This window comes from Streptomyces sp. RLB3-17, from assembly GCF_007113425.2.
Taxonomy (GTDB): Bacteria; Actinomycetota; Actinomycetes; order Streptomycetales; family Streptomycetaceae; genus Streptomyces; species Streptomyces mirabilis_D.
Genome location: NZ_CP041610.2, coordinates 5,864,966 through 5,877,943 on the forward strand (window position 1 = coordinate 5,864,966; position 12,978 = coordinate 5,877,943).

The 12,978-nt window shown below is 71.8% G+C and carries 13 protein-coding genes; all 13 read left to right on the forward strand.

Annotation, left to right across the window (positions count from 1 at the left end; all coding sequences use genetic code 11):
- The first annotated feature begins 50 nt into the window (after nucleotides 1-50).
- The 13 genes from FNV62_RS26635 to FNV62_RS26695 all read left to right on the forward strand — a co-directional run bounded on the left by FNV62_RS26635 (nucleotide 51) and on the right by FNV62_RS26695 (nucleotide 12,914).
- Nucleotides 51-380 carry a TcmI family type II polyketide cyclase gene (locus FNV62_RS26635; RefSeq protein WP_054237209.1) on the forward strand — a complete coding sequence of 110 codons (330 nt, stop codon included), beginning with the start codon at nucleotides 51-53 and terminating at the stop codon, nucleotides 378-380.
- Nucleotides 377-1,648, forward strand: coding sequence for a beta-ketoacyl-[acyl-carrier-protein] synthase family protein (locus FNV62_RS26640; protein ID WP_054237210.1), 1,272 nt, complete (start codon nucleotides 377-379; stop codon nucleotides 1,646-1,648). Before FNV62_RS26635 ends, FNV62_RS26640 begins: the two co-directional genes overlap by 4 nt.
- Nucleotides 1,645-2,859 carry a ketosynthase chain-length factor gene (locus FNV62_RS26645; RefSeq protein WP_143627296.1) on the forward strand — a complete coding sequence of 405 codons (1,215 nt, stop codon included), beginning with the start codon at nucleotides 1,645-1,647 and terminating at the stop codon, nucleotides 2,857-2,859. The genes FNV62_RS26640 and FNV62_RS26645 overlap by 4 nt, the downstream gene beginning before the upstream one ends.
- A gap of 75 nt (nucleotides 2,860-2,934) precedes the next feature.
- Entirely contained in the window at nucleotides 2,935-3,210 is a 276-nt protein-coding gene (locus FNV62_RS26650) for an acyl carrier protein (protein WP_054237212.1), read from the forward strand.
- 97 nt (nucleotides 3,211-3,307) lie between these two features.
- Complete coding sequence (gene fabG, locus FNV62_RS26655) at nucleotides 3,308-4,093, forward strand: 3-oxoacyl-ACP reductase FabG (protein ID WP_143627298.1); 786 nt, start codon at nucleotides 3,308-3,310, stop codon at nucleotides 4,091-4,093.
- Nucleotides 4,094-4,143: 50 nt separating this feature from the next.
- Nucleotides 4,144-5,079, forward strand: a complete 936-nt coding sequence (locus FNV62_RS26660; RefSeq protein ID WP_054237214.1) for an aromatase/cyclase — start codon at nucleotides 4,144-4,146, stop codon at nucleotides 5,077-5,079.
- A gap of 2 nt (nucleotides 5,080-5,081) precedes the next feature.
- On the forward strand, nucleotides 5,082-6,650 hold the full coding sequence (locus tag FNV62_RS26665; protein ID WP_143627300.1) for an FAD-dependent monooxygenase: 1,569 nt from the start codon (nucleotides 5,082-5,084) through the stop codon (nucleotides 6,648-6,650).
- 170 nt (nucleotides 6,651-6,820) lie between these two features.
- Complete coding sequence (locus tag FNV62_RS26670) at nucleotides 6,821-8,296, forward strand: FAD-dependent monooxygenase (protein WP_225900378.1); 1,476 nt, start codon at nucleotides 6,821-6,823, stop codon at nucleotides 8,294-8,296.
- A 150-nt stretch (nucleotides 8,297-8,446) separates the two neighbouring features.
- Nucleotides 8,447-9,346: an alpha/beta hydrolase gene (locus FNV62_RS26675; protein WP_177324387.1), complete on the forward strand. Its 900-nt coding sequence runs from the start codon at nucleotides 8,447-8,449 to the stop codon at nucleotides 9,344-9,346.
- A 4-nt stretch (nucleotides 9,347-9,350) separates the two neighbouring features.
- Nucleotides 9,351-10,715, forward strand: coding sequence for an MFS transporter (locus FNV62_RS26680; RefSeq protein ID WP_143627302.1), 1,365 nt, complete (start codon nucleotides 9,351-9,353; stop codon nucleotides 10,713-10,715).
- Nucleotides 10,699-11,013, forward strand: a complete 315-nt coding sequence (locus tag FNV62_RS26685) for an acyl carrier protein (protein ID WP_054237216.1) — start codon at nucleotides 10,699-10,701, stop codon at nucleotides 11,011-11,013. The genes FNV62_RS26680 and FNV62_RS26685 overlap by 17 nt, the downstream gene beginning before the upstream one ends.
- Before the next feature lie 45 nt (nucleotides 11,014-11,058).
- Entirely contained in the window at nucleotides 11,059-12,627 is a 1,569-nt protein-coding gene (locus FNV62_RS26690) for an acyl-CoA carboxylase subunit beta (protein WP_054237217.1), read from the forward strand.
- A 14-nt stretch (nucleotides 12,628-12,641) separates the two neighbouring features.
- On the forward strand, nucleotides 12,642-12,914 hold the full coding sequence (locus FNV62_RS26695) for an acyl-CoA carboxylase subunit epsilon (RefSeq protein ID WP_082417864.1): 273 nt from the start codon (nucleotides 12,642-12,644) through the stop codon (nucleotides 12,912-12,914).
- Nucleotides 12,915-12,978 lie beyond the last annotated feature (64 nt).

Below are 12,978 nucleotides of genomic sequence, written 5' to 3' on the forward strand. Positions count from 1 at the left end.
ATAAGCTTTCGTCAACTGTTGTGTGGTGGGCCTCGAGGAGAGGGAAACGTATGTACAGCACGCTGATTGTGGCTCGGATGGATCCCGGGTCGAGCGTCGACGTCGCGAAGATTTTCGGTGATTTCGACGACACGGAAATGCCGCACCGCATGGGCACGCGCCGGCGCCAGCTCTTCCAGTACCGGGGTCTGTACTTCCACCTCCAGGACTTCGACGCGGACAACGGCGGCGAGCTGATCCAGCACGCCCGGCACGACCCCCGCTTCATACAGATCAGCGAGGACCTGAAGCCGTTCATCGAGGCGTACGACCCGGCCACCTGGCGTTCCCCGGCCGACGCGATGGCCACACGCTTCTACAACTGGGAGGCGTCCGCGTGACCGGCCGACGAGTTGTCATCACCGGTATCGAGGTGCTTGCCCCCGGTGGTGTCGGGGCGAAGAACTTCTGGAACCTGCTGAGCGAGGGCCGTACGGCCACCCGCCGCATCACGTTCTTCGACCCCAGTCCGTTCCGTTCCCGGGTCGCCGCCGAGATCGACTTCGATCCCGCGGAGCACGGACTGCGCCCGCAGGAGATACGCCGGATGGACCGCGCCGCGCAGTTCGCGGTGGTCGCGGCCCGTGGCGCGGTCGCCGACAGCGGTATCGACATCGACGCCTACGACCCGTACCGCGTCGGCGTCACCATCGGCAGCGCGGTCGGCGCGACCATGGGTCTGGACGAGGAGTACAACGTCGTCAGCGACGGCGGCCGGCTCCACCTGGTCGACCACGCCTACACGGCCCCGCACCTGTACAACTACCTGGTCCCCAGCTCCTTCGCGGCCGAGGTCGCGTGGGCCGTGGGCGCGCAGGGCCCCAACACGGTGGTCTCCACGGGCTGTACGTCCGGCATCGACTCGGTCGGGCACGCCGTGGAGCTGCTCCGCGAGGGCTCGGCGGACGTCATGATCACGGGTTCGTCCGACGCCCCGATCTCGCCGATCACGATGGCGTGCTTCGACGCGATCAAGGCGACGACGCCTCGGGACGACGTACCCGAGCGCGCCTCGCGCCCCTTCGACGGGACCCGCAACGGGTTCGTCCTCGGGGAGGGTGCCGCCGTGTTCGTCCTGGAGGAGCTGGAGAGCGCCAAGCGGCGCGGCGCGCACATCTACGCCGAGATCGCGGGCTATGCGACGCGCTCGAACGCGTACCACATGACGGGTCTGCGTCCGGACGGGGCGGAGATGGCCGAGGCCATCACGGTCGCGCTCGACGAGGCCAGGATGAACGCGACCGAGATCGACTACATCAACGCGCACGGCTCGGGCACCAAGCAGAACGACCGCCACGAGACCGAGGCGTTCAAGCGGAGCCTGGGCGACCACGCCTACCGGACCCCGGTCAGCTCGATCAAGTCGATGGTCGGGCACTCGCTCGGCGCGATCGGCTCCATCGAGATCGCCGCGTCCGCGCTGGCGATGGAGAACCACGTCGTGCCGCCCACGGCCAACCTCACCACCCCCGACCCCAAGTGCGACCTCGACTACGTGCCGCTGGTCGCCCGTGAGCAGCTCACCGACGCGGTGCTCACGGTCGGCAGCGGCTTCGGGGGATTCCAGAGCGCCATGGTGCTGGCGCGTCCCGAGAGGAGCGTGGCATGACCACCACGGTGGTAGTGACCGGTCTGGGCATCGCCGCCCCCAACGGACTGGGCACACAGGACTACTGGGCCGCCACCCGGACCGGCAAGAACGGTATCGGGCGGGTCACCCGCTTCGACCCGTCCTCCTACCCGTCGACCCTGGCGGGCGAGGTGCCCGGATTCGTCGCCGCGGACGTGCTGCCGAGCCGGTTGCTGCCGCAGACCGACCACATGACCCGGATGGCGCTGGTCGCCGCCGAGTGGGCGCTCGCGGACGCGGGCATCGACCCCAAGGAACTGCCCGATTACGACATGGGCGTCGTCACGGCCAGTTCCTCGGGCGGCTTCGAGTTCGGACAGGGCGAGCTGGAGAAGCTGTGGAGCCAGGGCAGCCAGTACGTGTCCGCGTACCAGTCCTTCGCCTGGTTCTACGCCGTCAACAGCGGTCAGATATCCATCCGCAACGGGCTCAAGGGTCCCAGCGGCGTCATCGTCAGTGACGAGGCCGGCGGTCTCGACGCGGTGGCGCACGGCCGGCGGCTCATCCGCAAGGGCACTCCGATGATCGTCTCCGGGGGCGTCGACGCGTCGATCTGCCCCTGGGGCTGGGTGGCGCAGATGGCCGGCGACCGGCTGAGCACCAGCGACGAGCCGACCCGTGCCTACCTGCCCTTCGACGCCGACGCGGCCGGTTACGTACCGGGCGAGGGCGGCGCCATCCTGATCATGGAGTCGGCCGAGTCGGCGTGCGCGCGCGGCGCCAAGATCTACGGCGAGATCGCGGGCTACGGCTCGACGTTCGACCCGCGGCCCGGCAGCGACCGCGAGCCCGCCCTGCGCAAGGCGATCGAACTCGCCCTCGCCGACGCGGGCACCGCCCCCGAGGACGTCGACGTGGTCTTCGCGGACGCGGCGGGCGTGCCGGAGCTGGACCGTGTCGAGGCCGACGCGATCTCGGCGGTCTTCGGGGTGCGGGGTGTCCCGGTCACCGCGCCCAAGACGATGACGGGCCGGCTGTACTCCGGCGCGGCCCCGCTCGACGTCGCCACCGCGCTGCTGGCCATCGAGGAGGGCCTCATCCCTCCGACGGTCCACATCAACCCCGACGAGGAGTACGGCCTCGACCTGGTCCTCAACCAGTCGCGCACCGCCCAGGTGCGCACCGCCCTGGTCCTGGCCCGTGGTTACGGCGGCTTCAACTCGGCCGTCGTGGTCCGCGCCGTCGACTGACCGGCACTCCCCCTGCCCCCAACGCCCCCGAGACCCCCGACTGAACGATCCATTTCGACCTGGGAAGGAACCCACGTGTCCACTTCGGAATTCACCCTGGACGACCTGCGCCGCATCCTCCAGGAGGGCGCCGGTGTCGACGAGGGCGTCGACCTCGACGGCGACATCCTCGACGAGCCGTTCGAAGTCCTCGGCTACGAGTCGCTGGCGCTCCTGGAGACCGGCAGCCGTATCGAGCGCGAGTACGGGATCGTCCTCGACGAGGACCTGCTGACCGACGCCGACACCCCGCGCGCCCTCATCGAGGCCGTGAACCAGCAGTTCGGCGCCGACGAGCCCGCCGCCGCCTGACGCCCGACGGCGTTCCCGGACCGGGCGAAACCTTTCACCTGACCTCGTCCGGTCCGGTACCGCCGCACCCCCGCAGCACAAGAGGGAGAGGAAGCACATGTCAACGCTGGAAAAGCGGGTCGCTCTCATATCGGGGGCCACCAGCGGCATCGGCCTCGCGTCCACGCGGGCGCTGGCCGCGGCCGGCCACCGCGTGTTCATCGGCGCCCGCAGCGCGGACAACGTCGCCGAGACCGTCAAGATCCTCCAGGAGGAGGGCATCGACGCCGACGGCACGGTCCTCGACGTCCGCGACCCCGCCTCGGTCGGCGCCTTCGTGCAGGCCGCGGTCGACCGCTTCGGCACCGTCGACGTCCTGGTCAACAACGCCGGCCGGTCCGGTGGCGGCGTCACCGCCGACATCGAGGACGAACTGTGGACCGATGTCATCGACACCAACCTCAACAGCGTGTTCCGGCTGACGCGGGAGGTGCTCAACACCGGCGGCATGCGTCACAAGAGCCGTGGCCGCATCATCAACATCGCCTCCACGGCCGGCAAGCAGGGCGTGGTCCTGGGAGCCCCCTACTCCGCCTCGAAGCACGGCGTGGTCGGTTTCACCAAGGCCCTCGGCAATGAGCTGGCCCCCACCGGCATCACCGTGAACGCCGTCTGCCCCGGCTATGTCGAGACGCCGATGGCCCAGCGCGTGCGCGCCGGATACGCGGCCGCCTACGACACCTCCGAGGACGCCATCCTCGAGAAGTTCCAGGCCAAGATCCCGCTCGGCCGCTACTCCACCCCCGAGGAGGTCGCCGGCATGGTCGCCTACCTCGCCTCCGACACGGCCGCCTCGGTCACCGCGCAGGCCATCAACGTCTGCGGCGGACTCGGCAACTTCTGAGCACCCCCACCGACCGGCAGCCCGTACCCAGCCATGGAGAAGAAAGCGTCATGACGACCCGTGAGGTAGAGCACGAGATCACGATCGCCGCGCCCGCACCGGCCGTGTACCGGCTGCTGGCGGAGGTCACCAACTGGCCCCGGATCTTCCCGCCCACCATCCACGTGGACCGCGTGGAGCACGACGGCTCCCAGGAGCGGATACGGATCTGGGCCACCGCCAACGGCGAGGCCAAGAACTGGACCTCGCGCCGCGAACTGGACCCCGAGGCCCTGCGCATCACCTTCCGCCAGGAGGTGACCGCCCCGCCGGTCGCCGCGATGGGCGGCACCTGGATCATCGAGCCGCTCGGCGAGAACGAGTCCCGGGTACGGCTGCTGCACGACTACCGCGCCGTCGACGACGACCCGCACGACCTCCTGTGGATCGACGAGGCCGTCGACAAGAACAGCCGCTCCGAGCTGGCGGCGCTGAAGAAGAACGTCGAGTTCGCGCACGCGGCGGAGGAAGTGACCTTCTCCTTCGAGGACACCGTCTACGTCGACGGTTCGGCGAAGGACGTGTACGCCTTCATCAACGAGGCGAACCTGTGGTCGGAGCGCCTGCCGCACGTCGCCACGGTCCGTCTGGAAGAGGACACCGTGGGGCTCCAGACCCTGGAGATGGACACCCGGGCCAAGGACGGTTCCGTCCACACCACCAAGTCCTACCGGGTGACCTTCCCGCACCAGCGCATCGCGTACAAGCAGGTCACGCTCCCCGCGCTGATGACCCTGCACACGGGCCACTGGACCTTCGAGGACACCGACCAGGGCGTCGCGGCGACCTCCCAGCACACCGTCACCCTCAACACGGACAACATCGAGAGCATCCTCGGCTGCGGGGCCACCGTCGCCGACGCCCGCGAGTACGTCCACACGGCCCTGTCCACCAACAGCCGGGCCACCCTCACCCACGCCAAGGCCTTCGCAGAGAACAGGCGTTGACGATGACGACGGACCATCAGGACACCGACACGACCATCCTGGACACCGACGTCCTCGTGGTCGGAGCGGGCCCCGCCGGGCTGATGCTCGCCACCGAGCTGAGGCTGGGCGGCGCCGAGGTGGTCGTCGTCGACCAGCGCCCCGGCCCGACCACCGAATCCCGGGCCTCCACCCTGCACGCCCGCACGATGGAGATCCTCGACTCCCGCGGGCTGCTGGACGAGCTCGGTACGCCGCCGTGCGAGCCGCGCGGTCACTTCGGCGGCGTACCGCTGGACCTGACGCTGCCCAGTTCGCACCCCGGGCAGTGGAAGGTCGCGCAGACCCGCACCGAGGAGTTGTTGCAGCGGCGGGCCGCCGTGCTGGGCGCCGATCTGCGGCGCCGGCACCAGCTGCTGTCCCTGGAAGCGAAGAGCGAAGGGGACGGGCGGGACGAGGCCGGGCGGGGCGGAGTCGGGCGGGGCGGGGTGGAGGCCGAGGCCATCGGTCCCTACGGTCCCGTCCGTATCCGGGCCCGCTACCTGGTCGGCTGCGACGGCGAGGACAGCACCGTACGGCGCCTGGTCCGGGCCCCCTTCCCGGGCCGGGACGCCGCACGCGAACTGCTGCGCGCCGACGTCTCCGGCGTCGAGGTCGCCGACCGGCGCTTCCAGCGCCTGGAGCACGGACTCGCCATCGCCGCCACCCGCGAGGGGGTGACCCGGGTGATGGTCCACGAGTTCGGGCGCCCCGCCGCCGAACGCGACGGCGCCGAACCGGACTTCGCGGAGGTCACCGACGTCTGGAAGCGCGTCACCGGCGAGGACATCAGCCAGGGCACCCCCCTGTGGGTCAACGCCTTCGGCGACGCCAACCGGCAGCTCGCCCACTACCGGCACGGTCGCGTCCTGTTCGCCGGGGACGCGGCGCACCGGCAGATGCCGAGCGGCGGACAGGCCCTCAACCTGGGCGTCCAGGACGCCTTCAACCTCGGCTGGAAGCTCGCCGCCGTCGTCCGCGGCAGCGCGGGCGAGGACCTCCTCGACACCTACCACGCCGAGCGCCACACCGTGGGCCGCCAGGTCCTCGCCAACATCCGGGCCCAGGTCGAGCTGCTGCTCGGCGGCCCGGAGGTCGAACCCGCCCGCGCCCTGCTCACCGAACTCGTCGCCCTGGACGGCGTACGACAGCACCTCGCCGGGATGATCAGCGGCCTCGGCATCCGGTACGACGTCGAGGGCCCCGAGATCCACTCCGACGAACACCCGCTGCTCGGGCGGCGGTTGCCGGACGCGTGGCTGGAGCCCGCGGAGGGTGGCGCGCGGCGCCGTACGACCGAACTGTTGTGCACCGGTCGCGGGTTGCTGCTGTCCCTGGACGGGGACGGCGCCCCGGCGCTGCGCGCGACGGCGGCCCCCTGGTCGGACCGGGTCGCCTTCGTCGCCGACCGCCCCGCTGCCGGCGGCCCGCTGCCGGCCGGGCAGGCCCTGCTGGTCCGCCCCGACGGCTATGTGGCCTGGGCGGGTTCCGGTCCGGCCGGTCTGGCGCGAGCGCTGACCCGCTGGTTCGGCACCCTGGCCGCCGACGACTGAGTACGGCCGCACGGGCCATTCACGGACAGGCACACGGACAGGCACAGGCACAGGCACGGCAGGGCACGGACAAGCTCACGCACACGCACGGACAAGCACACGCACAGCTGAGGCACCGCACGTCACCCACCGATGCGACGCGCGCCCGGGCGCGCGAGGAGAGGACACCCATGGACGCGCAGATGGACGCGGACGTCATCGTCGTCGGCGCCGGCCCGGCCGGGCTGATGCTGGCCGGGGAACTGCGGCTGGGCGGGGTGAGTGTCATCGTCGCCGAGCGGCTGGCGCGGCCCACCGGACAGTCGCGCGGGCTCGGGTTCACCGCCCGCGCCATGGAGTCCTTCGACCAGCGCGGTCTCGTCCCGCGCTTCGGCGGGCTGGAGAAGAGCCCGATGGGCCACTTCGGCGGGGTGCAGTTCGACTACACCGTGCTGGAGGACGCCCACTTCGGGGCCCGCGGCGTCCCCCAGTCCCAGACGGAGGCGGTGCTGGAGGAGTGGGCGGGTGAGCTCGGCGCCGACATCCGGCGGGGCTGGGAGTTCCTGGCGCTGGAGCAGGACGGGACCGGGGTCACCGTCACCGTGGCCGCGCCCGACGGCGAGCGCACGCTGCGCGCCGCGTACCTGGTGGGCGCCGACGGCGGGCACAGCCCGGTGCGCAAGGCCGCGGGCTTCGACTTCCCCGGTACGCCCGCCACCCGTGGCATGTACCTCGCGGATGTCGTCGGCTGCGAGATCCCGCCGCGCTTCCTGGGCGAGCGGCTGCCCGGCGGCATGGTGATGGCCGCGCCGCTGAAGGAGGGCGTGGACCGGATCATCGTGTGCGAGCACGGCACCCCGCCGGCCGACCGCAGCGAGACCCCGGAGTTCGCCGAAGTGGCGGCGGCCTGGGAGCGGTTGACGGGTGAGGACATCTCCGGCGGCGGCGCGGACTGGGTCAGCTCGTTCACGGACGCCACCCGCCAGGTCACCGAGTACCGGCGCGGGCGGGTGCTGCTCGTCGGCGACGCCGCGCACATCCATCTGCCGGCCGGCGGCCAGGGACTGAGCACCGGTGTCCAGGACGCGGTCAACCTCGGCTGGAAGCTCGCGGCGACCGTCCAGGGCCGGGCCCCCGAGGGACTGCTCGACACCTACCACGACGAGCGTCACGCGGTCGGCGCGCGGCTGCTGATGAACACCAAGGCACAGGGCACGGTCTTCCTCGGCGGCCCCGAGTCCCAGCCGCTGCGCGATCTGTTCGCCGAGCTCATCGGCCTCGATTCGGTCAAGCGGCACCTCGCCGGGGTGGTCAGCCACCTCGACGTCCGCTACGACCTCGGGGACACCGGGGACTCGCTGGTCGGGCGCCGGTTGCCGCCGCGGGCGCTGAACACCGCCACCGGCGAGGTCCGCACGCCCGAACTCCTCCACGCCGCCCAGGGCGTGCTGCTCGACCTCGCCGACGACTCCGTACTGCGTGAGGCGGCTGCCCGTTGGAAGGACCGCGTCACCGTCGTCACCGGCACCCCGCGGGACCCGGCCGCGTTCGGCGGCGCCGCCGCGGTGCTGGTCCGCCCCGACGGCTATGTGGCCTGGGCCGACACCGGTTCGGCGGAGCTGTGCGCGACGCTGCACCGCTGGTTCGGCGCACCCGAGGCCCGCTGAGAACCACCACCGGCAACCGATCCGCACGCGCGCACAAAGACGCGAGCACCCACACGAAAGCACGAACACACCAGCACGAACACGAGAGGAAGTACCCCAGTGAGCGTTCCCACGGTCGAGACCATCCCCTCGTCCGTACCCGGTTCGGCCATGCCCTCGATGTCCCCGGGTGTGCGCCCCGTCGCCCTGGCGGCCGGTGACGTCACGCTCTCCGCGCTGATCGCCCAACCGTCCGGGCCACCGCGGGCCACGGTCGTCGCGGTGCACGGGGGAGGAATGAGCGCCGGGTACTTCGACGGGCAGGCCCACCCCGACGTCTCCCTGCTCGCCCTCGGCGCCCGGCTCGGCTACACCATGGTCGCCGTCGACCGGCCCGGCTACGGCCTGTCCGCCGCGGACGCCCCGAGCGGTCAGACCCTGGCCGAGCAGTCCGCAGCGCTGCACGCGGCGCTGCGGCACCTGGCCGGCCGCGCCGAGACGGGCGCCGGAGTCTTCCTGCTCGCGCACTCCTTCGGCGGCAAGCTCGCCCTGACGTACGCCGCCTGCCAGGCCGGCGATCCGGATCCGGCCGTACCGCCGCTGCTCGGGCTCGACATCTCCGGGCTCGGCCGGGACTACGCGGTCGACCACCCGGAGGGCGGCCCCGACCCGCACCAGCACCGGCACTGGAAGCGGAACTGGGGTGCCCTGCGCTTCTACCCGCCGAACACCTTCCGCGAGGCCGAGGGCCTGGTCGCCCCCATGCCCCCGCGCGAGCAGGCCGAGGCACTCCAGTGGCCGCGGCGGTTCCCGGTCGCGGCGGCGGCCGTGCAGGTCCCGGTGCGGCTGACCTTCGCCGAGCAGGAACTGTGGTGGCACCACGACGAGGACACCGTCGCCGACCTCGCCGCGCACTTCGCCTCGGCGCCGTCCGCCGCCGTCGACCGTCAGCCCGGCGCCGGGCACAACATCAGCCTCGGCTGGGCCGCCCGCACCTACCACCTGCGCGCGTTCGCGTTCTTCGAGGAATGCCTCGCGCGCCGGTCCGCGGGCGCGTCCGTGACGCCCTGATGCCATGACGACCACACGGCCCGACGCCAGGGACACGACGAAGAGGGCGAGGCGGGGAGGGAGGGGCAGGCGGGCCGCGGGTGCCGGCAGCCGTCGTACGCCCTTCCGGTCCCTGGCGGTGCGCAACTTCCGGCTCTTCGCGGCCGGCCAGGTCGTCTCGGTCGCGGGCACCTGGATGATGGTCACCGCCCAGGACTGGCTGGTGCTCTCCCTGACGGGGGACTCCGGCACGGCCCTGGGCACCGTGACCGCGCTCCAGTTCACCCCACTGCTGCTGTTCACGCTGTACGGCGGCCGGCTCGCCGACCGCCACGACAAGCGGCTGCTGCTCACCGTCGCCAACCTCGTCTCCGGCGCCCTCGCGCTGGCACTCGCCGTACTCGTCCTGGCCGGCTCCGCCCAGCTGTGGCAGCTGTATCTGTTCGCGCTGGGCCTCGGCACCGTCAACGCGGTCGAGGTGCCCACCCGGATGGCGTTCGTCAGCGAGATGGTCGGCCCGGAGCTGCTGCCCAACGCCTCGGCGCTCAGCGCCGCCTACTTCAACACCGCCCGCGTGGTGGGCCCGGCCCTCGCCGGGCTGCTGATCAGCGCGGTCGGCGCGGGGACGGCCATGCTGCTCAACGCGGCCAGCTATCTCGCCACCGTGACCGGGCTGCGGCTGATGCGCCCGGGGGAACTCCTGCGCACGGCCCCGCCGGAACGCGGGGTCAAGGTGGTCGACGGGCTGCGGTACGTGCGCGGGCACCCCGACCTGTTCGTGCCGCTGGCGCTGGTCGCCGTGGTCGGCCTGTTCGGCTTCAACTTCCAGCTCACCCTGCCGCTGCTCGCCAAGACCGTCTTCCACTCGGGCGCGACCGCGTTCGGGCTGCTGACCACGGCGTTCGCCGCCGGTTCGCTGCTCGCCGCGTTCGCCACCACCGTGCGCAGCGCCCGCCCGGCCGCCCTGACCGTCACCGCCTCCGCACTCGCCTTCGGGCTCCTCGAGACGGCGGCAGGCTGGTCGCCCACCTACGCGTGGGCGGCCGTGCTGCTGTTGCTGACCGGCTTCGCCACCCTCTACTTCGCCCAGGCCGCCAACCACCGCATCCAGTTGGGCAGCGACGCCGCCTACCGCGGCCGGGTGATGGCGCTCTACACGCTCATCCTGCAAGGACTCACCCCACTCGGCGCCCTCCTCGTGGGCTGGCTCACCGTCCGTCACGGTGCGCGCTCCGGCCTGTACGTGGGAGGGCTCGCCTCGTCGGCGGCGGCGCTCGCGGTGCTGCTCGCGGGGCGGACACGTCGATTCCTCCCCAGCCACCGGCCGGAACCGGCACTCCTCGGGCCCGGCCCTCTCCCTGAAAGGCAGCCCCATGAGTCCCCTGAGTGACGACACCCCGTGCAGTTGGCTCGACCGGCTCCCGGACCCGGTCCAGCTGCGCGCCATGGCCCCCGACGCACGTGCCCGCACGATCGGTCACTGCCTGCGCCTCGAACTGCATGACCTGCTCGCGGTCCCGCCGGGGCACCGGCTCTCGCCCGGTCTGCCGTTGCGCGGCCAGGGCCTGGACACGCTCGACGCCCTGCACCTGGGGCGCCGGATCCGGCGCGCCCTCGACGCCGAGGTGCCCGCCGAGGTGCTGCGGGAGAGCACCGTCGGCGAACTGACCGCGTTGCTCGCCCGCTGACCGAACCGTCTTTCCTCTTGATCCACTTGAATGGGAGATCCGTACATGGAGCCCGCGATACCCATCGAACTGGGCGGCCGGCTGATGGAGCTGGCCGAACGCAAGGACATCGCCCGTGCCGGGCAGGACCCGAAGGCGACCGAACGACAGCACGCCAAGGGCAAGCTGACCGCTCACGAGCGCATCGAACTACTGCTGGACAAGGGCAGCTTCCAGGAGGTCGAACCGCTGCGCCGGCACCGGGCGACCGGCTTCGGCCTGGAGGCGAAGAAGCCCTACGGCGACGGTGTGATCACCGGCTGGGGCACGGTCGAGGGCCGTACGGTCTTCGTCTACGCCCATGACTTCCGTGTCTTCGGCGGCGCGCTGGGCGAGGCCCACGCCTGCAAGATCCACAAAATCATGGACATGGCCATCGCCGCCGGGGCGCCGCTGGTGTCGCTCAACGACGGTGCGGGCGCCCGCATCCAGGAGGGTGTCTCCGCGCTCGCCGGGTACGGCGGCATCTTCCAGCGCAACACCCGGGCCTCCGGCGTCATCCCGCAGATCAGCGTGATGCTCGGCCCGTGCGCGGGCGGCGCGGCGTACTCGCCCGCCCTGACCGACTTCATCTTCGCCGTCCGGGACATCTCGCAGATGTTCATCACCGGGCCCGACGTGGTCCGCGCGGTCACCGGCGAGGAGATCAGCCAGAACGGGCTCGGCGGCGCCGATGTGCACGGCGCTGTCTCCGGAGTGGCGCACTTCGTCCACGACGACGAGGAGAGCTGCCTCGCCGAGGTGCGCTATCTGCTGTCGCTGCTGCCGTCCAACAACCGCGAGCTGCCGCCCCGGCACGTCAGCGGCGACCCGGGCGACCGGTCCGGGGACGCGCTGCTCGACCTGGTGCCGCACGACGGCAACCGCTCGTACGACATGCGCGGGGTCGTCGAGGAACTCGTCGACGACGGCGACTACGTGGAGGTGCACGCGGGCTGGGCGCCGAACATCGTCTGCGCCCTGGCCCGGATCGACGGTCACACCGTCGGCATCGTCGCCAACCAGCCGGCCGCCATGGCGGGTGTCCTGGACATCAAGGCGAGCGAGAAGGCCGCGCGGTTCGTGCAGTTCTGCGACTCCTTCAACATCCCACTGGTCACGCTGGTCGACGTGCCCGGCTTCCTGCCGGGTGTGGACCAGGAGCACGAGGGCATCATCCGGCGCGGCGCCAAGCTGCTGTACGCGTACTGCAACGCGACCGTGCCGCGGGTCTCGGTGGTGCTGCGGAAGGCGTACGGCGGCGCGTACATCGTGATGGACTCCCGCTCCATCGGCGCCGACATCGCGCTGGCCTGGCCGACCAACGAGATCGCGGTCATGGGCGCCGAGGGGGCCGCCAACGTGGTCTTCCGGCGGGAGATCGCGGCCGCGGACGACCCCGACGCGATGCGTCAAGAGAAAATCGACCAGTACAAGGAGGAGCTGGTCCACCCTTACTACGCCGCCGAACGCGGGCTGGTCGACGACGTCATCGACCCGCGCGAGACGCGGGCGGTCCTGGCCCGTTCGCTCGCCATGCTCGCGGCCAAGCACGCCGAGCTGCCGCGCCGCAAGCACGGCAACCCGCCCCAGTGAGCAGGGAGGAAACCATGAGCATCCAGCGCCCCGCCCTTGTCCCCGTTCCCGATCCCGCCCCCGGTCCCGTCTCCGAACCCGCGGCCGGTCCGCTTTTCCGGATCGAGCGCGGCTGCCCCTCCCCGGAGGAGCTGGCCGCGCTGACCGCGGTACTGATGGCCGTCACCGCGGGCCCCGGCGTCGCACCCGACGACACGGCCCGCAAGCACCAGGTCGTCGCCCTGTGGCGCCGCCCCGAACGCGTCACCGGCTTCGACGGCCCCCGCACCTGGCGAGCGGCGGCCTGAACCCGTCACGGGCACCACAGCCCGAAGGGGCCGGAGAGTTCACCAGAACTCTCCGGCCCCTTGG